A 23,952-nucleotide genomic window follows, 5' to 3' on the forward strand; every position below is an offset into this window, starting at 1 on the left:
TCGGGCGCCGCGGCGCAGGTCGGAAGCACCCTTGTGCCCTCGCGAGAGCCGGGCCTACGTTGGAAAAACCGCCGCCGGGCATCGGACCGGGGCTGCAGCGAAGCAGGCAAGAAATGTCCTCCGCGCTCTCCGCACTCGGTCGATGGGCCTTCCGCGCCCGCCGGCTCGTGGTGCTGCTGTGGGTCGCGGTCCTCGCGGTGCTCTTCGTCGCGGCCGGCCTGCTGGGCACGGGCACCGACAACACCTACAAGATTCCGGGGACCGAGTCGCAGGACGCGCTGGACTCGCTCGCCCGCACGTTCCCGCAGTTCAGCGGGTCGTCCGCACAGCTCGTCGCTGTCGCACCGGACGGGGGCGACGTCACCGCCCCGGACTTCGAGGCGGCCGTCGAGGCCGCTGTGGCCGCGATCACGGACATCCCGCAGGTCTCGGGCGCGTCGTCGCCGTACGGGGCGTCGACGGCCAACCTCAGCGCTGACCACTCGGCCGCGCTCGTTCCCGTCCAGCTGTCGGTGGGGACCACGTCGGTGCTCCCCGCGACCTCCGACGCACTGCAGCAGGCGGGCGTCGACCTCGAGGAGTCCCTGCCCGCCGGTTCGCAGGTGGCGGTGGGCGGGCAGCTGTTCGCGCAGAGCGCGGCCGGGATCAGCGTGACCGAGCTGGTCGGCATCGCGGTGGCGTTCGTGGTCCTGCTCGTGACGTTCGGGGCGTTCGCCGCCGCCGGGATGCCGCTGGTCACGGCACTCGTCGGCGCCGCGGCGTCGCTCGCGATCGTGTTCGTCGCGACGGGCTTCACGACGATCACGTCGACCACCCCGCTGCTCGCGCTCATGCTCGGGCTGGCGGTCGGCATCGACTACGCGCTGTTCATCCTGGCGCGCCACCAGGACCAGCTGAAGCAGGGCCTCGACCCGGAGGAGTCCGCGTCGCGCTCGGTCGCCACCGCCGGTTCGGCGGTCGTGTTCGCGGCGACCACCGTGATCATCGCGCTGCTCGGACTGAGCGTCGCGGGCATCCCGTTCCTCACCACGATGGGTCTCGCCGCCGCGCTCGCGGTCACCATCGCCGTCGTCGTCTCGATGACCTTGACGCCTGCGCTGCTCGGGTTCGCCGGATGGCGCGTGGCACCGAAGCGCTACCGCCCGGGCGCGCCGCAGGCGGAGGACGACGGCGAGGACGTCGCAGAGGCCCCACGGGGCGGCTTCTTCCTCGGCTGGGTGCGCGCGGTCACGCGGTGGCCGGTCGTGACGGTCGTCGGGGTCGTGCTCGTGCTGGGAGCGCTCGCCGTCCCGGCGGCCGGGCTGAGGCTCGCGCTGCCCGACGCGGGAGCACTCGACGAGGACGAGCCCGCGCGCATCACCTACGACCTGATCGCCGAGCACTTCGGTCCCGGGTACAACGGGCCCCTCGTCGTGACGGGCTCGGTGATCCAGAGCACCGACCCCGTCGGTCTCGTCAACGACGTCGCGGCCGAGATCGCCAAGGTCCCCGGGGTCGCGTCCGTGCCCCTGGCCACTCCCAACGAGTCCGGCGACACGGCGGTCATCCAGGTCGTCCCCGAAGGTTCTCCGGACTCCGAGGCGACGGAGGACCTGGTCGCGGCTCTGCGGGCGATGCACGACCAGCTCCAGGAGGAGTACCAGGTCGACCTGTCGGTGACGGGCTACACGGCGGCCGGCATCGACATCTCGGCCCGCCTGGCCGACGCGCTCCTGCCCTTCGGGCTCATCATCGTCGGCCTGTCGCTCGCGCTGCTCGCCATGGTGTTCCGCTCGATCGTCGTCCCGGTGACGGCGGCCCTCGGCTACGTCCTGTCGATCGCCGCAGCGTTCGGGCTCACCGCGCTCGTGTTCGTCGACGGGTTCCTCGCCGGACCGCTCAACGTCGCGTCGGTCGGGTCCGTCGTCAGCTTCATGCCGATCATCCTCATGGGCGTCCTGTTCGGGCTCGCGATGGACTACGAGGTCTTCCTGGTCAGTCGGATGCGTGAGCACTACGTGCACCACGGCGATCCCGAGGAGGCCATCGAGCAGGGCTTCCTCAGCTCGGCTCGGGTGGTCACGGCGGCCGCGATCATCATGGTCGCGGTCTTCGCGGCGTTCATCCCCGAGGGAGACGCGAACATCCAGCCGATCGCTTTCGGCCTCGCGGTCGGTGTGGCCATCGACGCGTTCGTCGTGCGGATGACGTTCATCCCGGCGGTCCTCGCGCTCTTCGGCGCCCGCGCGTGGTGGTTCCCGCGCTGGCTGGACCGGGTCCTGCCGCACGTCGACGTCGAGGGTGAGGGCCTCGCCAAGGAGCTCGTCCTGCAGGACTGGCCCGCGGAGCCCGGGATCGCGTTGGCGGCCGACGGCATGCGGGTCGGCTCGAGCGACGGGATCGACCTGCTCGTTCCCGTCGGTGACGTGCTCGTCGTCCGCGGTGGCTCCGAAGCGGACCGCCGGGCCGTGCTCCTCGGGCTCGCCGGGCGTCACCCGGTCACGGACGGCCACGTGAAGGTCGTCGGTCTCGTCCTGCCGCAGCGTGCCGCGTCGGTCCGGCGCGTGACGTCCTACGTCGACCTCGAGCTGTCGCCGGACCCCGTGGCGGACCTTCGCGCCGCCGTGCACGGCACGGTCAGGGTGCTCTTCGTCGCCGGTGTGGACACGCTCGCCGACCCGGCGACGCGGGGTGCCGTGCGAGACACGCTGGCCGAGGGCGAGCGCACGCTCGTGCTCGCGTGCCGTCCCGACGCCGACCTCGACGACGTCCTGCCCTTCGCGCGGACCCTGCAGGTGCTCGACCTCCCGACCGTGCTGACGGTGGCCTGATGCGCGGGAGAAGGTCCGTCGTGGTGGGTCTCGTCGTGCTGCCGCTCGCCGTCGCCGGGATCCTCACGTGGGCGCTGTCGACGCCGATGCAGCACCTGGACCGGATGACCGTCGCGATCGTCAACGACGACGTACCCGTCACGCTCAACGGCAAGACTGTCCCGGTCGGACGCGAGTTCGCGGCTGGGCTCGTGGGGTCCGACGACAGCTTCACCTGGGTGCTGACCAACGACGACGACGCGTCCGCAGGCCTGGCCTCGGGGGAGTACCTCGCGGTCGTCAGCATCCCGCCGTCGTTCTCCGAGTCCGCGACGTCGTTCTCGGGTCCCGCGCAGAGTGCGCACCAGGCCGATGTGCGCGTGGAGACCGCCTCGACGTCGGCGCTGCTCGACCCCGCGCTGACGCAAGCCGTCACCGAAGCCGCCGTGACCGCGCTGAACCAGCAGCTCACCGCGCAGTTCGTCGACCAGCTGCTGCAGGGCTACACGACGATCGACACGCAGATCGAGCAGGCCGCGACGGGGGCGTCCGACCTCGCGACCGGTGCCGCGTCTCTCGTGGACGGTGCGAACCAGCTGGTCGCCGGCGCGGGACAGCTCGACGCCGGGCTCACGACGCTCGACGCGGGTGCTGCGGCGCTCGCGGACGGCACCGCGTCGCTCGCATCCGGCGCGCAGGACCTGCCGGGCGAGACCGCGGGGCTGGCCAAGGGGTCGGCGGGGGTCGCCACAGCCACCGACGCTGCCGCCGCCAGGCTCGCGACCGCGACGACCCAGCTCACGACGGCCGTCGCGACCGTCTGCCAGACCCCGGGCCGAGCGTGCGACGAGGCGACCGCCGCGCTCGACGCCCTGCAGACCGCGAACGGCGACGTCAGCACCCTGGCGGGGGTCGCGGACCAGGTCGCGGCGGGCAACAAGAGCCTTGCCGCGGGGATGCCCGAGCTCGTCGACGGGATCGACTCGGCGGCGTCGGGGGCGGCGGACGTGGCGGCAGGCGCCGAGCAGGCGAGCGCGGGTTCGGGAGCCCTGGTCACGGGCGGCCAGAGCCTGGCCGCGGGAGCCACCCAGCTGCAGACGGGCGCCACCCAGCTCGCCGATGGCCTGACGCAGGCCGTCGACCAGATCCCGACCTATTCCGCCGACGACATCGGGATCCTGTCGACGGTCGCCGCCCAGCCGGTGCGTGCCGACCAGGTCGTGCCCGAGCCCGGCATGCAGGCGGTCCCGTTCTTCGCCGGGATCGCCCTGTGGATCGGAGCGCTCGTCGTCGCGTACGTGCGCCCGGCGCTCCCGACCCGGTCGGAGCTGCTGACCGCCGAGACGTCCACCTCGCTCGTCGGACGAGCCGTCCTGCCCGGCGCCCTCATCGGAGTCGTGCAGGGCGTGGTCGTGGGGATCGGTGTGCTGTTCGCGGTACACGTGGACGCGGGCGAGTGGTTCGGGTTCGTCGCGGCCTCCGCCCTGGTCGGTCTCGCGTTCGCGGTGGTGAACCAGGGGTTGGCGGCCGCGTTCGGCGGGGTCGGTCGGTTCGTCGCCGTGCTCGTCGGCGTCGTCGCGCTCGCCGTCGGCCTGTCGTCGACCGTGCCGCCGTCGCTCGACGCGCTCGCCGGCCTCCTGCCCACGACACCGGCCCTCGGGCTCCTGCTGAGCACCCTGACCGGAGGAACCGGCTGGGCGGACGCGTTCGCCCTGGTCGGCTTCGGCCTCGTGGGTCTGCTGCTCGTCCTCGCGGGTGTCGTCCGGGGACGTCAGGTGCGCGTGCTGGTCGCCGCGGCGTAGGCCGCCTTGATGACCGGCTCGGCGGCCTTGCCGAACACGTTGTAGTCGGCGTCGGTGGCCGCGTCGGCCTCGTCGTAGAGCTTCGCCGGCCAGTCCCAGAGCATGAAGCCCCGCACCCAGTCACGCCGTGCGCACGCGGTGAACGCGGCGTCGTACCAGTCGACCTGCGCCTGCTGCGAGGGCTCGCCCGGCAGGTTCCAGTCGTTGGGGATCGCGGGGGAGCCCGCGCGGCTCGGGCAGCCCGCCTCCATGAAGAAGAACGGTTTGTCGTGCGCCGCGACGACGGGCTCGATGCGATCGAGCTGGTTCTCCCAGTCGTCGACCGGGTAGTAGCCCGACGACGAGATGACGTCGACCGCGTCCCACCAGCCGACGTGGTCCTCCTGGTACTTGTCGCAGTTGTAGGTGATCAATCCGTCGTAGACGCCGCGGACCTGTGCGATCAACGACCGCCACTCGTCCTCGCGTCGGTCGGTCTGCACCATCTCGCAGCCGATGCAGAGCATCTCGACATCCTCCTCGGCCGCGATCCGGGCGTGATGCAGGATGAACTCGGTGTAGCTGGCGAACCAGTGCGACCACTTGGGCTCGGGCGGCACCTCGATGTCGAAGAAGTTGATGTGTGCCCGCCAGGTCCCGTCGGCGACGTTCACGACGGGCTTGAGGACGACCTTCAGACCGCGTGCCCTCGCCGCGCGGATCGCCCAGCGGACCTCGTCGTCGGTGACGGTCGGCTCGTCGCGGAAGTGGATCTGCGTGGACTGTGCCGTGTCCTGCAGAGCGGCGAAGGTGAGGGCGGTCCAGGTGACGCCGAGCCGTTCCACCATGAGGTCCAGGGAGCGTTCCGCCTCCGGGACGGCCCAGGTCCCGCGCACGCCGGTCCAGCCCCAGGTCATGCCTGCCACGTAGTCGTCGTTGATCACGGCGAGAGCATACGACTTATGTCGGCCGCTTAACAAAGCGCTGGCTGGGCTGTGGCGAGACGATCGGGAGACAGAGCCGAGGAGGCGACCATGCCCAAGACCGCGAAGTCCGGTGCCGCCAAGCAGAGCGAGCTCCCGGCGACGTTGCAGCGTTCCGACGAGAAGGCTCAGCGCACCTATGCGCACGCCTACGACGCGGCGATCGAGCAGTACGACGGCGACGAGGAGGCGGCGCACCGGGTCGCGTTCGCCGCGCTCAAGCACACGCACGAGAAGGTCGGCGACAGCTGGCGCCCGAAGGAGGAGAACGGGCCGAGCGACCAGCGCGCCGAGGAGGGCTACGGCTCGACGGCTCCCACCGCGGGCGGCGTCGACGCGAACGCGTCCAAGGCGCACCTGTACGACCTGGCCAAGGAGCTCGGGATCGAGGGGCGCTCGCGGATGACCAAGGGCGAGCTGGTCGAGGCGATCGAGAAGGAGAACGACCGTCGCAGCAGGCGGGCGGGCTAGTCCGCCAGCTCGCGCAGCGCGGAGGTCCGGTCGCCGCCCGCGTCACCCGTGTTGAGCGTCCCCGCCGGCTCGATGAGGATCGCCGACACCTCACCGTCCGCCCGGGGGCAGTGCTCGACCCCGCGCGGGACGACGAACACGTCCTGCGGCCCCAACAGGACGTCGCCGTCGCGCAGCTGGATGGTCAGCCGTCCGGAGAGGACCAGGAACAGCTCGTCGGTGTCGGGGTGGCTGTGCCAGACGAACTCGCCGTCGAGCTTGACCACCTTGACGTCGTAGTCGTTGACGCTGGCCAGCCGGTGCGGCTGCCAGGGCTCGGTGATCGTGTCGAGCGCGGCGTGGATGTTGCGCACCGTGGGAATCATCCTGCGAGCCTAGAAGGGCTCGAGCGCGACGATCGGCGGGACCAGCATCAACGGGTCAGCGTCCAGGTCGAGGACCTGCGAGCGGGCGGGCGGCGTGTCCACCGACTCGAACCTGACGGTGGCCTCACGACGACGCACGTGCACCACCCAGCCGCGGCCGAGGGTCTCGTGCTCGACGTCGAGCCCGGGCCGCGCGTTCTCCTCCGTGAGGGGCCGGGCCTGGGTCGGGTCTTCCGGCGGCAGATCGAGCGGCTCGGGCTCGATGTCGTCGACGTCCGGTCCCCACGGGAGCGTCAGCTGCGCGTGCGCGGACAGGTTGTGGAACGAGACGCCGAGCAGCCGCACGGAGTCCGTGATGCCCGCTGCCAGCGCCGCCTGCTGAGCGGCCGCGCGGAGCTCGGCGGGCTCGGCCGACGGCTGGGCGAGCGTGACCGAACGGGTCAGCGTCGTGAAGTCGGCGAACCGCACCTTGGCGACGACGGTCCGCGCGCCGCCGCCGTGTGCGGTCAGCCGGCGCAGCGCCTCGTCCGTGACGGCGTCGACCGCGGACGTGATGGCGTCCCGACCAAAGATGTCGGCGGCGAAGGTGCGCTCTGCGCCGACCGACTTGCGCTCGGCTCCCGGTGACACCGGCCGCGGGTCGATGCCGCGGGCGAGCCGGTAGAGGTTCGCTCCCGAGGACTCCCCGACGGTCATGGTGAGCATGTCGAGCGGTTGACGGCGCAGGGCGGCGACGGTCCGGGCGTCGAGACGTTCGAGCGCGGCCGCGGTCGCCGGACCGATGCCGGGCACCGCGCGCACGGGGAGAGGCAGCAGGAAGTCGTCCTCGTCGGCGGGCTCGACGACCAGCAGGCCGTCCGGCTTCGCGGCGTCGGAGGCGAGCTTGGCGACGAGCTTGGTCCGGCCGATGCCGATCGACACGGCGAGTCCCGTGCGGGCTCGGATGCTCGCCCGGACCTCGGCGGCCGCGGCCGCGGGGGCGTCGGCGAACGGTCCCTCTTCGAGATCGACGAACGCCTCGTCGATGCTGAGCTGCTCGACGAGCGCCGAGAGCGTGCCCAGCTCGGCCATGATCGCCCGCGAGTACGCGCTGTACGCCTCGAACCGCGGGTAGAGGACCGCCGCTGCCGGGGACAGGCGGCGCGCCCGGCTCATCGGCATCGCCGAGCGCGCGCCGGACTGCCGCGCCTCGTAGGACGCCGTCGAGACGACACCGCGCGGGCCCGTCCCGCCGACGAGCACCGGCTTGCCGCGCAGCGACGGCTTGTCGCGCTGCTCGACCGCGGCGAAGAACGAGTCCGCGTCTGCGTGCAGCACGGTCGCGCGGGTGCGCAGGCGGTCGACCACGCCCCTACTCTGCCCGCTGTCGCGCGCTCACTCGGGAGGCTCGGCCCGCACGAGGTCGCCGACGGGGTTGGGTGCCAGGATGCGGACGCGCATCTCGGCCGGCTCGCCGCCCTCGAGGCGCAACCTGGTCTCGGTGGGCGTGATCTCCACGACGTGCACCGAGCGCCACTCCGCGTCCGGCACGGCCTCGTGCCCGTCCAGCGGCACGGTGCGGCCCTCGAGCGTGTACGGCAGGAACGCCCACCACCGCCGGTCGATCGCCGCGAGCCCCGCCCGGTCCAGAGCAGCCCGTGCCTCGGGAGCCGGCATCGGGGCGCCTAGCGCGTGGCCGAGCAGGCTCGTCGGCACCACCACCACGTCGTCGTCCGTGGGCACCAGGTAGCCGACGTGCTCGCCGTCGGTCGAGCGGAGGTGGGGCGTCCAGGTCGCGGGGATCATGCCGCAGAGGCTCGCACCGTCGTGGCCGACGGGCCAGCGAAATCCGTCAGGCTGCGGCGAGCGCGTCGCGGGTGCCCAGGTCGTGCAGCGCGTCGAGGAGCACACGGTTGAACGCGACCGGTGCGTGAGCGTTCACGTCGTGACCGGCGCGGGGGACCACGGTCAGGCGGGCGCACGGCCGCGCCTCGAGGTAGCGGCGCTCGTCGAGACGCAGCGGGTCGCGGCTGCCGTTGACCAGCCACACCGGGAGCTCGGTGCTGCGCAGGTCGGCGAGCGGGGAGTAGCCGTCGAGCGACGTGAGCATGTCGGTGACGACGTTCCAGGTCCCGCCGCCCCGTCGCAGCGTTCGCGCGACGACGTCGGCGACGCGACGGTAGGTGCTGACCGGCTTGCCCTTGATCTCGGTCGAGCATCCCGCCAGGACGACGCCTGCGAGCTTGCTCTCGTGCTCGCGCGCGTAGGCGAGGCTCGCGTATCCGCCTAGCGAGAGCCCGACCAGCAGGGGCCGCTCGGAGCAGCTGTCGACGGCGGCGTCGATCGCCCGGATCGCGCCCGGGAGGCTGAAGCGCTCGCCGGTGCGGGTGCCGTGCCCGGGCAGGTCGATCGCGATCGTGCGGTGACCGGAGCGCTCGAGGGCGTCGACCTGTCGTCGCCAGATCAGCGAGGACGTGCGGGTGCCGTGCACGAAGACGATCGGTCGACGGTGGATCTCGGGCTCCGATGCTGGGGCGGCCCGCCGGGCGGTGGGGCCTGTAGCAACGTAATCGGCCGCCCTGGGAGTTTTGTGAGAGCTCTGGGTAGGCGCAGGTGGAGGTTGTGTGAGGGTCAGAGGTTGGGCGCGCACGCACCGGTGCCCAGCTCGGCGAGGCCCGCGAGGTCACCGGGCTGCAGCGTGGACACCGCTGCGCTGGCCCGGGGGTTCATGAGCTGGGCGGAATCGTCCACGTGGTCGAGACCGAGGACGTGCCCGAGCTCGTGGGTGATGACGCCGTAGGCACCGTTCGTTCCGTTGGGGCTGGCGAGCAGGTCGGCCATGGCAGGCGCGTCGAGGGTCACCGAGCCCGTCACGTAGACGGACAGACCGGCTCGCGTCACCGGCGCCGAGCCGCCGATCCCGACGGTGTCGCCGGCGAGGGTCGGCATCTCCTCGGGCGTCGACCACGCGATGAGCACCGGCGCCCAGCGCATCCCGTAGAGCTCCGGCTCGTAGGCGTCCCGGTCGACGCTCGGGGCCTCGTCGGTCAGTCCGTCGTCGACGAACTGCAGTCCCGACGCCGCAGAGATGCGCGCGACGGAGGTGGCGATCAGCTCGGGCCCTTTCACCGGGCTGCCCTGCGCGCGTACGACGTAGTGGATGGGCCGGCACGGGCTCCAGGCGACCGGACCGACGCCGTCCGGCTGCATCGCGGCGAACGCGTGGTTCCCCGTGGCCAGCAGCGTCGCGGCCGGCGGTGCCGAGAGTGGGCTCGACGCCTCCTCGAACCCGCCAGGCGGGGCGAAGGAGCTCTGGTTGGCAGTCCACCAGCGACCACCCGCGACCGCAGACGCCGAGACAAGAACCACCATGAGGAGCAGGAAGCCGCGCCGCGGGCGGCGTCGGACGGGCACGGGCGGCCCGAGGAACCGGATCGCGAGCGGCTCGTCGAGGGGCGCGCGGGGCGAGGGGAGCACGGGTGCGCGCCGGCCGTTCGCACGCGCATCGACCCACGGCTCGAACCCGTACGGGTTGTCACCGCTCACCGCGCCTCCTGCCGACACCTGTCTGCCGGACGCGCTCGACGACGACGACCACCCCGGTCCGCGAAGGATCGCACACGGACAAACCTCCGGCGAGCGCTCGACGGCCCACGACGGCACGGCGATAGCCTCGGTCGATGCCCGACCTCGATGTCCCCGCGAACCTGCGGGACGGCGTCGGACGGACCGCCGAGGGTGCGGCCTGGCTGCTCACCCTGCCCGGGCTGGTCGCCCGTTCGGCGCAACGGTGGGGCCTGGACCTGGGTCCCCCGTTCGAGTCGGGCGCCTCGGGCTGGACGGCCCCCGGCCGGGACGGTGACGACCGTGACATCGTCCTGAAGATCGCGTTCCCGCACGACGAGGCGCGGGACGAGGCTGTTGCGCTGCGTGCCTGGCACGGCCACGGTGTGCCGTTGCTCCTCGCCGACCACGCCGAGGACTGGGCGCTGCTGCTCGAGCGTGTGCTCCCGGGAACGCCTTTGGCCGGTGAGCCCGACGCGCAGCTCGTGGCGGCCGCGCATCTGGCCCGGGTCCTGCACGGCGCCCGCGTCGAGGCTGAGGTCCCGTCGATGGGCGTGGTGTGCGCCGCGTGGGCCGACAAGCTGGAGCAGCGCGCACTTCGTGTCGAGGTCGACCGCGGTCTGGCCAGGGCGGCCGCGAACCTGCTGCGGACGCTGCCCGGTGAGGTTCCGGGGGTCGTCGTGCACGGGGACCTCAACCCCGGCAACGTCCTGCGCGCGAGTGGAGGCTGGGTGGCCATCGACCCGAAGCCCATGCGCGGCGACCCGGCGTACGACCCGTGGCCGCTGCTCGAGCAGGTGGACGACCCGTTCGTGCAGCCCGACCGCGTGCTCGCCCGGCGGGTGGCGCTCGTCGCGGACGAGCTCGGGCTCGACCCTGCGCGCGTGACCGCGTGGGGGCTCGCGCGTGCGACCGAGGCCGGGCTCTGGCGGTGGGCAGCGCTCGGCGACGAGGCCGGTGGTCGCGACTGGCTCGAGCGCGCACGGGTGTGGGCTCGGCTCTCGACCTCAGAGTGACGCGGTGCCGGGCGCGTGCACGTGCTCGAACACGAGGCTCGTCTGCGTGTGGGCGACCTCGGGGCGCGTGCTGAGGTGCTCGAGGACGAATCGCCGCAGCTCGGGGGAGTCCCGCACCGCCACGTGGACCAGGACGTCGTCGACCCCCGCGAGCAGGTACACGTCGCGGACCTCCGGGCGCAGCGCCAGCCGGTGGGCCACCTCGGTGAGTCGCGAGCGTGCAGCCGCCTGCAGGCGCACCGCGATCATCGCCTGGAGTCCGCGTCCGACTGCCTCGGGATCGATCTGGGCATGGAACCCGCGCAGCACCCCCGACTCACGCAGCGCACGGACGCGTGCGTGGCATGTCGAGGGCGCGACGCCGACGAGCGCAGCGAGCTCCTTGTTCGAGATCCGCCCGTCGCGCTCGAGCTCGCGCAGGATGTCCCGGTCGACGCCGTCGAGCCCGAACGCCGTTCGGTCGGGATCGACAGAGGACGCTCGGACCGAATCGGGTGCGGACATCTGCCCAATCTAGCGAATGTTCGGCAATTGTGACCTGCTCGCAACACAGGAAGTTCACCATGGGGACCGCGAACTACCGCGAATGCACCGCTCACTTCATCCCGGACGGAGCCCCACGCATGAAGGTCGGCATCCCCAGCGAGGTCAAGAACCGTGAGTACCGCGTGGCCCTCACGCCGGCGGGGGTCCATCAGCTCGTCTCGTCCGGGCACCAGGTGCTCGTGCAGGCCGGTGCGGGCGAGGGCTCCGCGATCAGTGACGAGGACTTCCTCGCCGCCGGGGCGTCCGTCGTCGGCGACGCCGCCGAGGTCTGGGGTCGGGCCGAGCTCGTCTGCAAGGTCAAGGAGCCGGTCGCCTCGGAGTACGGGTACCTGCGCGACGACCTGATCCTGTTCACGTACCTGCACCTCGCGGCCGACCGGCCCGCGACCGACGCGTTGCTGGCCGCCGGCACGACGTCGATCGCGTACGAGACCGTCGAGCTGCCCGACCGGTCGCTCCCGTTGCTCGCACCCATGAGCGAGGTCGCCGGCCGTCTGTCCACCCAGGTCGGCGCGTACCACCTCATGAAGAACGAGGGCGGCTCCGGCGTGCTCCTCGGCGGCGTCCCCGGGGTCGACGCCGCGAAGGTCGTCGTGCTCGGCGGTGGCGTCGTCGGGCGGCACGCGGCCGAGATCGCGGTCGGCATGCGCGCCGACGTCGCGATCCTCGACGTCTCGCTGCCGCGACTTCGTGAGACGGACACGGTCTTCGGCGGGCGTGTCCGCACCATCGCGTCCAGCGCCTACGCGATCGAGCGCGAGCTGCTCGACGCCGACCTCGTGATCGGCGCCGTCCTGGTGACGGGTGCGCGCGCCCCCCGGCTGGTGAGCAACGACCTCGTCGCGCGCATGAAGCCCGGCTCGGTCCTGGTGGACGTCGCGGTCGACCAGGGCGGCTGCTTCGAGGACACCCGCGCGACCACACACGACGACCCCACCTTCAAGGTGCACGGATCGGTCTTCTACTGCGTCGCCAACATGCCGGGCGCCGTCCCCGTCACGTCGACGCGGGCGCTGACCAACGTGACCCTGCCCTACCTCTCCGCGCTCGCGGACCTGGGCTGGGAGGCCGCGTGCGCCAGGGACGAGGCGCTCGCCGCCGGCCTGACGACGCGAGGCGGCGTCCTGCTGAACGCCGCGGTCGCTCAGGCGCACGGCTACGAGGTGGCGCTCGCGGCACGCTGACGCAGCGACGGACCTGGGACGAAATCCCTTCCGCCGTCGGCCATGATGAACGCCATGACGATCGATCTCGCTGCTGACAACCCGTTCGCCACTCCGTCCACGCTGCCGTACGGCCTGCCGGACCACGCGCGCATCCGCGAAGAGCACTACCGACCAGCGCTTCTGGCGGGCATGGCGGAGCAGCGGGCGGAGATCGAGGCCGTCGCGACGAACCCGGAGCCGCCGACGATCGAGAACACGCTCGAGTCCATCGAGCGCTCGGGCCGTCTGCTGCACCGAGCGGCCACGTCGTTCTTCAACCAGTCGAGCTCGGACTCGTCACCGGCTCTCGACGAGATCGAGGAGGAGATCTCGCCGCTGCTCGCGGCCCACCACGACGCGATCTACCTGGACCCGCGCCTGTTCGCTCGAGTCGCCGCGCTCAAGGCCGACGAGTCGCTCGTCCTCGAGCCCGACACCGCCTGGCTGCTCGAGCGCACGCACGACGCGTTCGTCCGCGCGGGCGTGGGACTCGACGAGGCGTCGCAGGACCGCCTGCGGGTCCTGAACGGCGAGATCAACTCCTTGGAGACCGCCTTCGGGCGTGACCTGCTCGCCGCGACGAACGCCGCCGCTGTCCTGGTCACCGACGAGGCGGAGCTCGACGGGCTGGCCGCCGATGCCAGGGCCGCCGCAGCCAAGGCCGCGAGCGATCGCGGGTTCGAGCACGGCTGGCTCATCGAGCTCGAGCTGCCCACGCAGCAGGCGCCGCTGTCCTCCCTGACCAACCGCGCGCTGCGCGAGCGGATCTACCGCGCCTCGATCGCTCGCGGCGCGGCAGGCGACGAGCACGACACACGCGAGACCCTGCTCGGCCTGGCGCGCAAGCGCGCGGAGCGTGCCCAGCTGCTGGGGTACGCGCACCACGCGGAGTACATCGCCGCGGACGCGACCGCGAAGACGGCCGAGGCGGTGGCCGACATCCTCGAGAAGCTGGCGCCGGCGGCTGTCGCGAACGCCCGGGAGGAGGCCGCCGAGCTCGCCGAGGCGCTCGGTCACGACCACCCGGACGCCAACCTCGAACCGTGGGACTGGGCGTACTACGCCGAGAAGGTCAAGAAGGAGCGCCGCTCGCTGAGCGAGGACCAGCTCCGGCCCTACCTGGAGCTCGAGCGCGTGCTCGCCGACGGCGTGTTCCGGGCGGCGAACGAGCTCTACGGCGTCACGTTCGCCGAGCGTCACGACCTGGTGGGCTACCACCCCGACTCCCGCGTGTTCGAGGTCTTCGACCACGACGACACGGGGCTCGGGCTGTTCGTCGGCGACTTCTGGACGCGGGAGTCGAAGCGCGGCGGCGCCTGGATGAACAACCTGGTGGACCAGTCCACGCTGCTGGACGAGCCGCCCGTCGTCGTGAACAACCTCAACATCCCGAAGCCGCCGCCGGGGGAGCCCACGCTGCTCACCTGGGACAACGTGATCACTCTCTTCCACGAGTTCGGCCACGCGCTCCACGGCCTGTTCTCGGCGGTGCGTTGGCCGTCCCAGTCCGGAACCGAGGTGCCGCGCGACTTCGTCGAGTACCCGTCGCAGGTCAACGAGATCTGGGCGTGGGAGCCGTCGATCGTGACGGCGTTCGCGCTGCACCACGAGACGGGCGAGCCGATGCCGAGCGCCTGGGTGGACACCCTGCTGGCCGCCCGCCAGGACGGGGAGGGCTTCGCGACGACCGAGTACCTCGCGGCCGCCCTGCTCGACCAGGCCTGGTACCGGCTGACGCCCGACGAGGTGCCGACCGACGTCGCGCAGGTCGAGGCGTTCGAGGCGGCGGCGCTCGAGAAGGCCGGCGTCGCGTTCCGGCCGGTGCCGCCGCGCTACCGCACCACGTACTTCAACCACATCTTCGGCGGCGGCTACTCGGCCGGCTACTACTCGTACATCTGGTCGGAGGTGCTCGACGCCGACACGGTCGAGTGGTTCCGCGAGAACGGTGGCCTGCGGCGGGCGAACGGCGACGCGTTCCGCACGAAGCTGCTCTCGCGGGGCGGCTCGGTCGACTCGATGGACGCGTTCCGCGACCTGCGCGGCCGCGACCCGATCATCGCTCCGCTGCTCGCTCGTCGCGGTCTCGACGCGGCGTCGTCGTCCTGACCGCCCCGGTAGGTTGATCGCTATGTCCCAGACCTCGTCCTCGTTCCCGTCTGCCCAGGACGAGGTCGTGCAGATCTGTCGTGACCTCATCCGGATCGACTCGTCGAACTACGGCGACGACTCCGGGCCGGGGGAGCGCGTTGCTGCGGAGCACGTGATGGGTCTGCTGACCGACGTCGGGCTCGAACCGGAGCTCTTCGAGTCCGAGCCCGGCCGGTCCAGCGTCGTGGTGCGGCTCGAGGGCTCCGACCCGTCGCGGCCGGCGCTCGTCCTGCACGGGCACCTCGACGTCGTCCCGGCACGCGCGGAGGACTGGTCGGTGGACCCGTTCGGCGCCGAGGAGATCGACGGCCTCGTCTGGGGCCGCGGCGCCGTGGACATGAAGGACATGGACGCGATGATCCTGGCGGTCGTGCGGCAGATGGCTCGCGAGGGTCGCCGCCCGGCCCGGGACGTCGTCGTCGCGATGTTCGCGGACGAAGAGGCGGGCGGCGCCAAGGGCGCGCGCTGGGCCGTCGACAACCGTCCCGAGCTGTTCGAGGGTGCCACCGAGGCGATCAGCGAGGTCGGCGGCTTCTCGGTCGACGTCGACGGCCGGCGTGCTTACCTCCTGCAGACCGCCGAGAAGGGGCTGTCGTGGCTGCAGCTCGTGGCGAACGGGCGTGCGGGCCACGGGAGCCAGGTCAACGCGGACAACGCCGTGACCCATCTCGCCGAGGCCGTCGCGCGCCTGGGCAGGCACCCGTGGCCGCTGCAGCTCACCCCCACGGTGCGTGCGCTCCTCGACGGCGTCGGAGAGCTCACGGGGCTGACCTACGACCCGGAGGATCCCGCCGCCGTGGACGCGCTGGTCGCGGCACTCGGGCCCGCCTCGAAGTTCGTCGGCGCCACGCTGCGCAACACGACCAACCCGACGCAGCTGACCGCGGGCTACAAGGCGAACGTCATCCCCGGGTCGGCGCAGGCCACGGTCGACGGGCGCTTCCTGCCGGGCCACGAGGAGGACTTCCTCCGCACCGTGCGCGAGCTCGCGGGGGAGCACGTCACCGTCACGCCGCTGCACCACGACCAGGCCCTCGAGGTGCCGTTCTCGGGCGACCTCGTGGACCGCATGGTCGACGCGCTCGTCGCGGAGGACCCGGAGGCCGTCGTGCTGCCGTACACGCTGTCCGGCGGCACCGACAACAAGTCGCTCGCCCGCCTGGGGATCCACGGCTACGGCTTCGCGCCGCTGCGACTTCCGTCGGACCTCGACTTCGCCGGCATGTTCCACGGCGTCGACGAGCGTGTGCCCACCGATGCGCTCCGCTTCGGCACCCGCGTGCTCGACCGGCTCCTGCGCACCTGCTAGGCGCGCCTGCCCCTCGGGTCGAGAACGATCTCCCGCACGCTTTTCCTTGCTGAGCGAGGTCGTGGTGTCGATAAACAGGGCAACGACGCTGCGACGAGGGAGCCACCATGAACGACGACACGTACGTTCCGGACGCAGGCGGCGCCGTGCGCGGCGTCCACGGGCATGAGGTGCACGTCATGACGCCGTCCGACGACGAGTCGGTCGCGACGGTCGGTGACGTGGCCAACCTCATCGAGGTGAGCGGCTGGCTTCGCAACGTCGCACCCGCGATGAGCGTCGAGCAGTTCCGGAGCCGACGGCTGCCCCACGTGATGACGCCGTGGCGGGTCGCCCGCGCCTAGCGGGTTCGATCCACGAGGGCGCTCCGGGCAGTCACTCCGGGCCGAGGGTGCTCCGCACGCGGATCACCTTGCGCCGGAGCCACACCTTGCGCTCGCCCCCCGCGAACATGAGCGTGCGCGCCAGCTCCCAGCGGCCCAGCTCGGCGTGCTCGGTCAGCATCCGGCGAGCGTCGTTGCGGGACACGGACGCGGGAATCCGCAGCTCCCGGTACTCGTACTGGCCGCCCTGCGCGACCCAGTCGGGCCGCTTCGTGCGTGTCTGACTGTTGGCCATCCGTCACCCCGTCCGTTCCGTCGTCGGACCCACGCCGCAACTCTCGGTCCTGCCGGTGCCGAGACACCCTACGCGGTGCCATTGTGCCCCGCAGGAGGCTAACGTCGTCGCATGACCGTCGACCCGCGTGCCGCGCTGGACCGCCTGATCGCAGCCCTCGAGGCCCACTACACCGCCGTCGCATCGCCCCACGGCGAGGACGACCCCGCGGTCGACGACGCGTACGACATCCTGGCTGACGCCTTCGAGGTGTACGACGACGCCCTGGGCACCGTGCACGGCGAGGCCACGCCGTTCTACCTCGCCGAGGAGGACGACGACGAGGACGACGAGGACGACGACGAGCGGGACGACGAGGACTACGACGACGCGGACGTCGACGACCTCGCCCAGGCCTAGAACCTCTCGGGGTATCCGAGCGCCGGTGCGCTGATCTCGCTCAGCGCCTTGCGCAGCTCGTCGGGAAGCTCCAGGTCCTCGGCCGCGAGCGACGCTCGAAGCTGCGTGGCGGTGCGAGCACCGACGATCGCCGACGAGATCCCGCGGCCGAGCACCCAGGCCAGCGCGACGTCGAGCGGGGTGCGTTCCAGACCCTCGGCCGCCGTGGCGACGGCCTCGACGATCGTGGCGGAGGACCGAGCCAGGTAGGGCTCGACGAACCCGGCGAGGTGCGGTGACGCGGCGCGTGAGTCCGCCGGGATGGTGCGGCGGTACTTGCCGGTGAGGACACCCCGGCCGAGCGGCGACCAGGCGAGCACGCCGACCCCGAGCACGGTGGACGCGGGCAGCACCTCACGCTCGATCCCACGCTGCAGCAGCGAGTACTCGGCCTCGACTGCGGTCAGACCGATCTCGCGCTCCAGCAGGGTCGCGGCACGGGCGACCTGCCAGCCGGCGTGGTTGGACAGGCCGACGTAGCGCGCACGGCCGCTGGTGACCGCGAGCCGGAGCGCCGAGACCGTCTCGTCGAGCGGGGTGCGCGGGTCGGGCGTCTGGACCAGCCAGAGGTCGACGTGGTCGGTGCGCAGGCGCTTCAGCGACGCGTCCAGCGAGGCCAGGAGCCCGCCGCGGGACGCATCGATCACGCCGCCCGTGCTCGTCTGACGGATGCCGGCCTTGGTGCACAGGACCATCTCGTCGCGGGGGACCACGTCGTCGAGCAGAGCGCCCAGCAGCTCCTCGGCGCCGCCGTCCGCGTAGGACGCCGATGTGTCGACCAGCGTCCCGCCGGCGTCGGCGAAGTCCCGCAGCTGCTCGGAGGCGTCGTGGGCGTCGGTGTCGCGGCTCCACGTCATGGTGCCGAGCCCGAGCCGGGAGACCCGAAGACCTGTGCGGCCCAGGTGGCGCTGTTCCATGAGGCGCAACACTAATCGGGGCGGACCTGACATCCGGCGTGACGTGGCCCGGCTATGGTTCGGCTCGTGACTTCAGGAATGGGCTTGGGCGAGGCGATCCTTCTGGGGTTCGTGCAGGGTTTGACCGAGTTCCTGCCGATCTCCTCGAGCGCGCACCTGCGGATCGTCGGCGACCTGCTGGGCTCCGATCCCGGCGCCGCCTTCACGGCGATCACCCAGCTCGGCACCGAGACGGCCGTGCTCATGTACTTCCGGCGCGACCTCGCCCGGATCCTCGGTGCGTGGTGGGCGGCCCTGCGAGGCGGGTACGGAAGGTCGTGGCGCGCGCGCGTCGGAACGCCCGAGGGTGAGCCGGCGGACCACGACGCGCTCATGGCGTGGTTCATCGCGCTCGGCTCGTTGCCGATCATCGTGCTCGGGCTGCTGTTCCAGGACTCGATCGAGCAGACGTTCCGCAACCTGTGGCTCGTCGCGGTGACGCTCGCGGTCTTCGGCCTCGTGCTCGGCTGGGCGGACAAGGTCGGCACCAAGCGCCGCAGCCTCGACGAGATGACCGGCCGCAACGCCCTGCAGTTCGGCTTCTGGCAGGCGCTCGCGCTCGTGCCCGGAGTGTCGCGGTCGGGCGGCACCATCACGGGTGGGCTGCTCATGGGCTACACGCGTGAGGCGGCGGCCCGGTACTCGTTCCTGCTCGCCATCCCCGCGGTGTTCGGGTCCGGCCTGTTCCAGCTGGGCAAGAGCCTGGGCGACTTCGGCACCGCGGGGACGCCGGGGTTCTTCCCGACCCTCGTCGCGACGCTCGTGGCCTTCGTCGTCGGCTACATGGTCATCATCGTGTTCCTGAAGATCGTCTCGACCTTCAGCTACAAGCCGTTCGTCTACTACCGGCTCGGGCTCTCGGCGCTCGTCGTCGTGCTCCTGCTCACCGGCGTGCTGGAGGCGAACGGGACCGCCTAGGTCTCAGAGCCAGCCCGAGCGTCGGAACAGGGCGTAGAGGGAGACGCAGATGGCGGCCATGCCCAGCAGGACCGCCGGGTAGGCCCAGGTCCAGGCGAGCTCGGGCATGTGCTGGAAGTTCATGCCGTAGATCGACGCGACGAGGGTCGGTGCCGCGGCGATCGCCGCCCAGGCCGAGATCTTGCGGACGTCGTCGTTCTGCCGCACAGCCACCTGCGACAGGTACGCGGACAACATGTCACCCAGCAGGTCGTCGTGGGCGTCCAGGTGCCGGTCCAGGCGGTCCACCCACGCCTGCAGCCGACGCAACCACGGCCTGCCTCGGTGACCGCGCGCCTCCTCGGACTCCGCGATGAGCTCCGGCAGGACGGTCGCGACGGGCCCCAGCGCCCGTCGAGCTTCGGCGATCTCCCGCTTCAGGTCGTAGATCCTCTCGACCGGGTTGGGCTGCCTCGTTCTGGAGAAGACGGTGCGCTCGACCTCGGCCACGGCGTCACCGAGACCGACCTCCACGTCCGACGCCTCGGCGACGAGCGTGAGCAGGACCGCCGCGAGCACCTGGTGCTCGCCCTCGTCCGGCACCGGAAACCCGCCGGTGAGCTTCTGGACGGCGTGGTCGATGACTCCGGCGTCGCCGAGCTCGCACATGAGCACGACGCCGCCGCCGACGACGGCGGTCAGGGCACCGGTGCTCACGTCGTGGGTGGCCTCGGTGTAGGAGAGGGTCGGGACGGTCAGGACGAGCTCCTCGTCGGGCGAGCGGTCGAGGCGGGCGCGCACCGAGTGGTCGAGCGACCGGGAGTGCGACCCGGGGCCGCGGTGCTCCAGCAGCTCGAGCGCGGGCTGGCTGATGCCGTGCCGACGGGCTGCCGCCTCGAGGTCCGACCGGGAGTCGACGATCACCCACTGGCAGGCAGCCTTCTTGTCGCCAGCGGGCTCCCACCCGTGGGTCGTCCGCGTGAGGACCCGCTCGCCGTCGGCGTTCGGCTCGATGTCGTGCAGGGGGACGGCCTTGTCGCTCACCTGCGCATTGTGGACCTGTCACCCGTGTCCTGCTGGGCGCGGTTAGGCTTCCGCCGTGCTCACCTGGCCATCCCCGCATGTCCCTGTGCTACCCGGACGCGGTGACCCGATCCGGGTGCTCGACTCCTCGACCGGCGAGGTCGTGCTCGCGGCGTCGGGGCCTGAGGCCACCCTCTACGTCTGCGGCATCACGCCGTACGACGCCACGCACATGGGCCACGCCGCGACCTACGTCGCGTTCGACGTGCTCGGCCGCGCGTGGCGGGACGCGGGCCACACCGTCCGGTACGCCTCCAACGTCACCGACGTGGACGACCCGCTGCTCGAACGCGCTGCCGCGACGGGCGTCGACTGGCGCGAGCTGGCCGAGTCGCAGACCGCGCTCTACGCCGAGGACATGGCGGCGCTCGGCGTCATCCCTCCCGACGTGTACTCCGGAGTGGTCGAGGCCATACCCGCGGTCGTCGAGGCCGTCGAGAGGCTTCTGGCGGCAGGTGCGGCGTACCGCGTCCCGACCGACGGGCACGAGCTCGGCGACGTCTACGCGGACCTGTCCGCGGACCTCTCGTTCGGGCAGGTCGCCGGCCTCGCCGACGACCTGATGCGCACCACGTTCGCCGAGCGTGGGGGCGATCCCGAGCGCTCCGGGAAGCGTTCACCGCTCGATCCGCTGCTGTGGCGACGCTCGCGCGGCGGTGAGCCGTCGTGGGGCGGTGGGTCCCTGGGCGACGGTCGTCCCGGCTGGCACATCGAGTGCGCAGTCATCGCGCGCGACGGGCTCGGCCTGCCGTTCGACGTCGAGGGTGGTGGTTCGGACCTGCTCTTCCCGCACCACGAGATGAGCACGTCGCACGCCCGGTTGCTCGATGCCGGACACGGCGCCCGCGTGCACGTGCACGCCGGGATGGTGGGTCTCGACGGGCACAAGATGAGCAAGTCGCTGGGCAACCTCGTGCTCGTCTCGACGCTGCGGGCCGACGGCGTGGACCCGGTGGCGATCCGGCTCGCGATCCTGGCGCACCGCTACCGCGACGACTGGGACTGGACGTCCGCCGGTCTCTCCGCCGCGCAGGAGCGTGTCGACCGCTGGCGTGCGGCCGTCTCCGGGAACGGTGGGCCCGACCCGGACGCCACGCTCGCCGCCGTCCGAGCCGCGGTCGCCGACGACCTCGACACGCCGACCGCCCTGGCCGCGGTCGACTCGTGGGCGGACCTCTCTCTGGCCGGCACCGCCGTGCCGGTCGAAGGCGCTCCGGGCGTCATCGCGCGCATGGTCGACGCCCTCCTGGGCATCCGCCTCTGAGCCCGCCCGTGTCCGGGCCGGAGTCTCGCGATCAGGTGACGGGGCGTTCGGGTCAGCCGCCCGTGCCCTTGTCGCGGCGTCGCAGGTAGCGCTCGAACTCCTGCGCGATCGCCTCACCGCTGGCCTCGGGGAGGTCCGCGGTGTCCTTGGCCTCCTCGAGCTGCTGCACGTACTCGCCGATCTCGGAGTCCTCCGCGGCCAGCTCGTCGACGCCGTGCTGCCACGCGGCCGCGTCGTCGGGCAGCTCCTCGAGCGGCACGGGCTCGCCCAGCAGCTGCTCGAGGCGGTGCAGGAGCGCGAGCGTGGCCTTGGGCGACGGCGGGTGCGCGACGTAGTGCGGGACGGCGGCCCACAACGAGAGCGAACGCATGCCCCGCGCGGCGGCCTCGTGCTGCAGGACGCCCACGATGCCGGTCGGGCCCTCGTAGGTGTTGGGTTCCAGCCCGAAGCGCTCGCGAACCTCGGGGTCCTCGCTCGTGGCGTTCACGGGGATCGGTCGGGTGTGCGGCACGTCGGCGAGCAGGGCGCCGAGCGTGACCACCGTGGTGACCCCGAGACCGGCGGCGATGTCGAGCAGCTCGGTGCAGTACCGACGCCACCGCATCGACGGCTCGATGCCGTGCACCAGGACCACGCGCCGCCCGCTGACGGGTGCGGTCGCTACGGCGACAGCGGTGGTGGGCCAGGTGATCTCGCGCCGACCATCCGGTCCGGGGCCGACGATCGGCCGGTTCACCTGGAAGTCGTGGTATTCCTCCGGGTCGAGCTCGTCCACGTGCTCGGCGTCCCAGACCTCGTGCAGGTGCTCCAGCGCCTGGGTCGCGGCCGACCCCGCGTCGTTCCAGCCCTCGAACGCCGCGAGCAGGACCGTCTCGGTGGCGGGTAGGTCCGCGGCAGGCGAGCTCATCAGCCCAGAGTAGGTGTACTCAGCCGCTCGGCAGCGTTCATGACGGGCGGAAGCGTCGGCGCGCGTCGGGGAGGGTCCGGCGCCGCTCGTACGATGGCTCGGTGAATCAGCACCTGGCCGCAGTCCTGTGGGACATGGACGGCACCCTCATCGACACCGAGCCGTTCTGGATCGCCGCCGAGACGGAGCTCGTCGAGGCGCACGGCGGTGTCTGGACGCACGAGGACGGGCTGGCGATGGTGGGCAGCCCGATGATCGTGGGTGCCCAGACCCTCGCCGCCCGGGGGGTCGACCTGCCGCACGACGAGATCATCGACTTCCTCAACCAGCGCGTCGCGTCCGGTGTCGCCGCGGGGATCCCGTGGCAGCCGGGAGCCCAGGAGCTCCTGCAGGCCGTGCACGCCGCGGGCATCCCGATGGCGCTGGTCACGTCGTCGTTCGCGGTGCTCGCGGACCCGTTCGCGGCGGCAGTCGGCCTGTTCGACGCCGTGGTCAGCGGCGACGAGGTGAGCCGCCCGAAGCCCGACCCGGAGCCGTACGTTCTCGCTGCGCAGCGCCTCGGCGTCGAGATCGGGTCGACCATCGCGGTCGAGGACTCGCGATCGGGCATCGCCTCGGCCGTCGCCTCAGGTGCGCGGACCATCGCCGTCGAGGTGCACCACGCAGTCGGGTCTCGACCGGGCCTGAGCAGGATCGGCTCGCTCGCTGACGTCACGCTGGCCGACCTGCTGCGGGTGGCCGACGGTGACGTGCTCGACCTGCGCGTCGCCGGCTGAGGTCACGCCGCCGGCACGACCCCGATCGAACGCTCGACGGCGCCGGCGGGCACCTCGGGCGGCGTCCCGCCGAACGCGGGGCACAGCGCCTTGAACGAGCACCAGTCGCACAGCTTCGAGGGCCGCGGCCGCCAGTCGCCCGACCGCGCCGCGTCCTCGATGCCGCCCCAGATCGACCGCACGCGGGCTTCGATCGTGGCCATCTCGGACTCCGACGGCTCGTGCGTGAGCACGACTCCGTCGCCGAGGTACTCGAGCTGCAGCCGCTTGGGCAGGACGCCGCGGGTGCGCCAGATGACGTACGCGTAGAACCTCATCTGGAACAGGGCCGAGCTCTCGAAGCCGGCCCGGGGCGAACGGCCGGTCTTGTAGTCCACGACGCGCACCCAGCCGTTCGGCGCGACGTCGACACGGTCGATGATCCCGCGCAGCTGCGGACCGCCCTCGTCCAGGTCGGTGGAGACCATGAGCTCGCGCTCGCGAGGCTCGAGCCGCGTCGGGTCCTCGAGCGTGAAGTACGTCGCCAGCAGCGCCTCGGCGCTCGTCAACCACTCGGCGATGTCGGCGGGCTCGGCGAACAGCTCGCCGATCGACGGGTCACGCTCCAGGAGCATCTCCCACTGGACGGGCAGCAGCGCGGTCGCGGCCTCGATCGTGCGCTCGACGGCCGGGAGGTCGAACAGGTGCTCCAGGACCGCGTGCACCAGCGTCCCGCGGGCGGCCGCCGGGCTCGGCGGCTCGGGCAGGCGGTCGATCACCCGGAAGCGGAACATCTGCGGGCACTGCAGGAAGTCGTTGGCGCGGGAGGGTGAGAGCCCGGGACGCGACGGCGGCCGGGCGCCCTCGACCATCGC

General features: G+C 72.1%; 24 protein-coding genes. 12 read left to right on the forward strand and 12 right to left on the reverse strand.

The genetic code is table 11. From position 1 onward, the window contains the following. Positions 1-113 precede the first annotated feature (113 nt). Entirely contained in the window at positions 114-2,810 is a 2,697-nt protein-coding gene (locus AC1DPN_RS13505) for an MMPL family transporter (RefSeq protein WP_477085279.1), read from the forward strand. Further along, on the forward strand, positions 2,810-4,591 hold the full coding sequence (locus AC1DPN_RS13510; RefSeq protein ID WP_477085280.1) for a YhgE/Pip family protein: 1,782 nt from the start codon (positions 2,810-2,812) through the stop codon (positions 4,589-4,591). The genes AC1DPN_RS13505 and AC1DPN_RS13510 overlap by 1 nt, the downstream gene beginning before the upstream one ends. Here AC1DPN_RS13510 and AC1DPN_RS13515 read toward each other — a convergent pair. Further along, positions 4,561-5,514: a glycoside hydrolase family 113 gene (locus AC1DPN_RS13515; protein WP_477085281.1), complete on the reverse strand. Its 954-nt coding sequence runs from the start codon at positions 5,512-5,514 to the stop codon at positions 4,561-4,563. The two genes, AC1DPN_RS13510 and AC1DPN_RS13515, sit on opposite strands and share 31 nt — an antisense overlap. A gap of 90 nt (positions 5,515-5,604) precedes the next feature. Between AC1DPN_RS13515 and AC1DPN_RS13520 the strand changes: the two genes are divergently transcribed. Continuing rightward, entirely contained in the window at positions 5,605-6,024 is a 420-nt protein-coding gene (locus tag AC1DPN_RS13520; RefSeq protein ID WP_477085282.1) for a ChaB family protein, read from the forward strand. Here AC1DPN_RS13520 and AC1DPN_RS13525 read toward each other — a convergent pair. Genes AC1DPN_RS13525 through AC1DPN_RS13545 form a run of 5 tightly spaced genes read right to left on the reverse strand, consistent with a single transcriptional unit; the run spans position 6,021 to position 9,914 of the window. Further along, positions 6,021-6,389: a cupin domain-containing protein gene (locus AC1DPN_RS13525; protein WP_477085283.1), complete on the reverse strand. Its 369-nt coding sequence runs from the start codon at positions 6,387-6,389 to the stop codon at positions 6,021-6,023. The two genes, AC1DPN_RS13520 and AC1DPN_RS13525, sit on opposite strands and share 4 nt — an antisense overlap. 9 nt (positions 6,390-6,398) lie before the next feature. After that, positions 6,399-7,736 carry a DNA polymerase IV gene (locus AC1DPN_RS13530; protein WP_477085284.1) on the reverse strand — a complete coding sequence of 446 codons (1,338 nt, stop codon included), beginning with the start codon at positions 7,734-7,736 and terminating at the stop codon, positions 6,399-6,401. A gap of 27 nt (positions 7,737-7,763) precedes the next feature. Beyond that, a complete protein-coding gene (locus AC1DPN_RS13535) occupies positions 7,764-8,174 on the reverse strand; it encodes a hypothetical protein (protein WP_477085285.1) in 411 nt (136 codons plus the stop codon). 46 nt (positions 8,175-8,220) lie between these two features. After that, on the reverse strand, positions 8,221-9,018 hold the full coding sequence (locus tag AC1DPN_RS13540; RefSeq protein WP_477085286.1) for an alpha/beta fold hydrolase: 798 nt from the start codon (positions 9,016-9,018) through the stop codon (positions 8,221-8,223). After that, a complete protein-coding gene (locus AC1DPN_RS13545) occupies positions 9,000-9,914 on the reverse strand; it encodes a matrixin family metalloprotease (RefSeq protein WP_477085287.1) in 915 nt (304 codons plus the stop codon). Before AC1DPN_RS13545 ends, AC1DPN_RS13540 begins: the two co-directional genes overlap by 19 nt. Before the next feature lie 134 nt (positions 9,915-10,048). Between AC1DPN_RS13545 and AC1DPN_RS13550 the strand changes: the two genes are divergently transcribed. Then, positions 10,049-10,948, forward strand: a complete 900-nt coding sequence (locus tag AC1DPN_RS13550; RefSeq protein WP_477085288.1) for an aminoglycoside phosphotransferase family protein — start codon at positions 10,049-10,051, stop codon at positions 10,946-10,948. On the opposite strand, the gene AC1DPN_RS13555 is transcribed toward AC1DPN_RS13550, so the two are convergent. Continuing rightward, complete coding sequence (locus AC1DPN_RS13555) at positions 10,940-11,452, reverse strand: Lrp/AsnC family transcriptional regulator (RefSeq protein WP_477085289.1); 513 nt, start codon at positions 11,450-11,452, stop codon at positions 10,940-10,942. The two genes, AC1DPN_RS13550 and AC1DPN_RS13555, sit on opposite strands and share 9 nt — an antisense overlap. Before the next feature lie 119 nt (positions 11,453-11,571). On the opposite strand from AC1DPN_RS13555, the gene ald reads away from it, so the two are divergent. The 4 genes from ald to AC1DPN_RS13575 all read left to right on the forward strand — a co-directional run bounded on the left by ald (position 11,572) and on the right by AC1DPN_RS13575 (position 16,503). Continuing rightward, a complete protein-coding gene (ald, locus tag AC1DPN_RS13560) occupies positions 11,572-12,678 on the forward strand; it encodes an alanine dehydrogenase (RefSeq protein WP_477085467.1) in 1,107 nt (368 codons plus the stop codon). Between the two features lie 54 nt (positions 12,679-12,732). Further along, positions 12,733-14,808, forward strand: coding sequence for a M3 family metallopeptidase (locus AC1DPN_RS13565; protein ID WP_477085290.1), 2,076 nt, complete (start codon positions 12,733-12,735; stop codon positions 14,806-14,808). A 22-nt stretch (positions 14,809-14,830) separates the two neighbouring features. Continuing rightward, the gene (locus AC1DPN_RS13570) at positions 14,831-16,159 is read left to right on the forward strand and encodes a M20/M25/M40 family metallo-hydrolase (protein ID WP_477085291.1); all 1,329 of its coding nucleotides are present in this window, start codon (positions 14,831-14,833) and stop codon (positions 16,157-16,159) included. A 107-nt stretch (positions 16,160-16,266) separates the two neighbouring features. Next, positions 16,267-16,503 carry a hypothetical protein gene (locus AC1DPN_RS13575; protein ID WP_477085292.1) on the forward strand — a complete coding sequence of 79 codons (237 nt, stop codon included), beginning with the start codon at positions 16,267-16,269 and terminating at the stop codon, positions 16,501-16,503. A 31-nt stretch (positions 16,504-16,534) separates the two neighbouring features. On the opposite strand, the gene AC1DPN_RS13580 is transcribed toward AC1DPN_RS13575, so the two are convergent. Continuing rightward, positions 16,535-16,777, reverse strand: a complete 243-nt coding sequence (locus AC1DPN_RS13580; RefSeq protein ID WP_477085293.1) for a DUF5703 family protein — start codon at positions 16,775-16,777, stop codon at positions 16,535-16,537. 111 nt (positions 16,778-16,888) lie between these two features. Between AC1DPN_RS13580 and AC1DPN_RS13585 the strand changes: the two genes are divergently transcribed. Continuing rightward, on the forward strand, positions 16,889-17,176 hold the full coding sequence (locus AC1DPN_RS13585) for a primosomal protein (protein WP_477085294.1): 288 nt from the start codon (positions 16,889-16,891) through the stop codon (positions 17,174-17,176). Here the strand turns inward: AC1DPN_RS13585 and AC1DPN_RS13590 are convergent. Continuing rightward, the gene (locus AC1DPN_RS13590) at positions 17,173-18,132 is read right to left on the reverse strand and encodes an aldo/keto reductase (protein WP_477085295.1); all 960 of its coding nucleotides are present in this window, start codon (positions 18,130-18,132) and stop codon (positions 17,173-17,175) included. The two genes, AC1DPN_RS13585 and AC1DPN_RS13590, sit on opposite strands and share 4 nt — an antisense overlap. Positions 18,133-18,210: 78 nt before the next feature. On the opposite strand from AC1DPN_RS13590, the gene AC1DPN_RS13595 reads away from it, so the two are divergent. Beyond that, positions 18,211-19,089, forward strand: coding sequence for an undecaprenyl-diphosphate phosphatase (locus AC1DPN_RS13595; protein WP_477085468.1), 879 nt, complete (start codon positions 18,211-18,213; stop codon positions 19,087-19,089). Between the two features lie 3 nt (positions 19,090-19,092). Here the strand turns inward: AC1DPN_RS13595 and AC1DPN_RS13600 are convergent, their stop codons facing one another. Further along, a complete protein-coding gene (locus AC1DPN_RS13600; protein WP_477085296.1) occupies positions 19,093-20,112 on the reverse strand; it encodes a CorA family divalent cation transporter in 1,020 nt (339 codons plus the stop codon). A gap of 55 nt (positions 20,113-20,167) precedes the next feature. Between AC1DPN_RS13600 and mshC the strand changes: the two genes are divergently transcribed. Continuing rightward, on the forward strand, positions 20,168-21,415 hold the full coding sequence (gene mshC / locus AC1DPN_RS13605; RefSeq protein WP_477085297.1) for a cysteine--1-D-myo-inosityl 2-amino-2-deoxy-alpha-D-glucopyranoside ligase: 1,248 nt from the start codon (positions 20,168-20,170) through the stop codon (positions 21,413-21,415). Between the two features lie 52 nt (positions 21,416-21,467). Here the strand turns inward: mshC and AC1DPN_RS13610 are convergent, their stop codons facing one another. Continuing rightward, positions 21,468-22,322 (reverse strand): PAC2 family protein, encoded by an 855-nt coding sequence (locus AC1DPN_RS13610; RefSeq protein WP_477085298.1) that lies wholly within the window; start codon positions 22,320-22,322, stop codon positions 21,468-21,470. Positions 22,323-22,423: 101 nt separating this feature from the next. Here AC1DPN_RS13610 and AC1DPN_RS13615 point away from each other — a divergent pair, with 101 nt between their 5' ends. Next, positions 22,424-23,098: an HAD family hydrolase gene (locus AC1DPN_RS13615; RefSeq protein WP_477085299.1), complete on the forward strand. Its 675-nt coding sequence runs from the start codon at positions 22,424-22,426 to the stop codon at positions 23,096-23,098. Between the two features lie 2 nt (positions 23,099-23,100). Here the strand turns inward: AC1DPN_RS13615 and AC1DPN_RS13620 are convergent, their stop codons facing one another. Further along, entirely contained in the window at positions 23,101-23,949 is an 849-nt protein-coding gene (locus AC1DPN_RS13620) for a RecB family exonuclease (protein ID WP_477085469.1), read from the reverse strand. Positions 23,950-23,952: the final 3 nt, after the last annotated feature.

The sequence above is a fragment of the Cellulomonas sp. P4_H4 genome (genome assembly GCF_056400865.1).

Excerpts from the sequence above, each read along its gene's own strand:
- AC1DPN_RS13505 (WP_477085279.1), top strand. The coding sequence starts at position 114 with ATGTCCTCCGCGCTCTCCGCACTCGGTCGATGGGCCTTCCGCGCCCGC.
- AC1DPN_RS13510 (WP_477085280.1), top strand. The coding sequence starts at position 2,810 with ATGCGCGGGAGAAGGTCCGTCGTGGTGGGTCTCGTCGTGCTGCCGCTC.
- AC1DPN_RS13520 (WP_477085282.1), top strand. The coding sequence starts at position 5,605 with ATGCCCAAGACCGCGAAGTCCGGTGCCGCCAAGCAGAGCGAGCTCCCG.
- AC1DPN_RS13525 (WP_477085283.1), bottom strand. The coding sequence starts at position 6,389 with ATGATTCCCACGGTGCGCAACATCCACGCCGCGCTCGACACGATCACC.
- AC1DPN_RS13535 (WP_477085285.1), bottom strand. The coding sequence starts at position 8,174 with ATGATCCCCGCGACCTGGACGCCCCACCTCCGCTCGACCGACGGCGAG.
- AC1DPN_RS13550 (WP_477085288.1), top strand. The coding sequence starts at position 10,049 with ATGCCCGACCTCGATGTCCCCGCGAACCTGCGGGACGGCGTCGGACGG.
- AC1DPN_RS13555 (WP_477085289.1), bottom strand. The coding sequence starts at position 11,452 with ATGTCCGCACCCGATTCGGTCCGAGCGTCCTCTGTCGATCCCGACCGA.
- ald (WP_477085467.1), top strand. The coding sequence starts at position 11,572 with ATGAAGGTCGGCATCCCCAGCGAGGTCAAGAACCGTGAGTACCGCGTG.
- AC1DPN_RS13565 (WP_477085290.1), top strand. The coding sequence starts at position 12,733 with ATGACGATCGATCTCGCTGCTGACAACCCGTTCGCCACTCCGTCCACG.
- AC1DPN_RS13570 (WP_477085291.1), top strand. The coding sequence starts at position 14,831 with ATGTCCCAGACCTCGTCCTCGTTCCCGTCTGCCCAGGACGAGGTCGTG.
- AC1DPN_RS13575 (WP_477085292.1), top strand. The coding sequence starts at position 16,267 with ATGAACGACGACACGTACGTTCCGGACGCAGGCGGCGCCGTGCGCGGC.
- AC1DPN_RS13580 (WP_477085293.1), bottom strand. The coding sequence starts at position 16,777 with ATGGCCAACAGTCAGACACGCACGAAGCGGCCCGACTGGGTCGCGCAG.
- AC1DPN_RS13585 (WP_477085294.1), top strand. The coding sequence starts at position 16,889 with ATGACCGTCGACCCGCGTGCCGCGCTGGACCGCCTGATCGCAGCCCTC.
- AC1DPN_RS13590 (WP_477085295.1), bottom strand. The coding sequence starts at position 18,132 with ATGGAACAGCGCCACCTGGGCCGCACAGGTCTTCGGGTCTCCCGGCTC.
- AC1DPN_RS13595 (WP_477085468.1), top strand. The coding sequence starts at position 18,211 with ATGGGCTTGGGCGAGGCGATCCTTCTGGGGTTCGTGCAGGGTTTGACC.
- AC1DPN_RS13610 (WP_477085298.1), bottom strand. The coding sequence starts at position 22,322 with ATGAGCTCGCCTGCCGCGGACCTACCCGCCACCGAGACGGTCCTGCTC.
- AC1DPN_RS13620 (WP_477085469.1), bottom strand. The coding sequence starts at position 23,949 with ATGGTCGAGGGCGCCCGGCCGCCGTCGCGTCCCGGGCTCTCACCCTCC.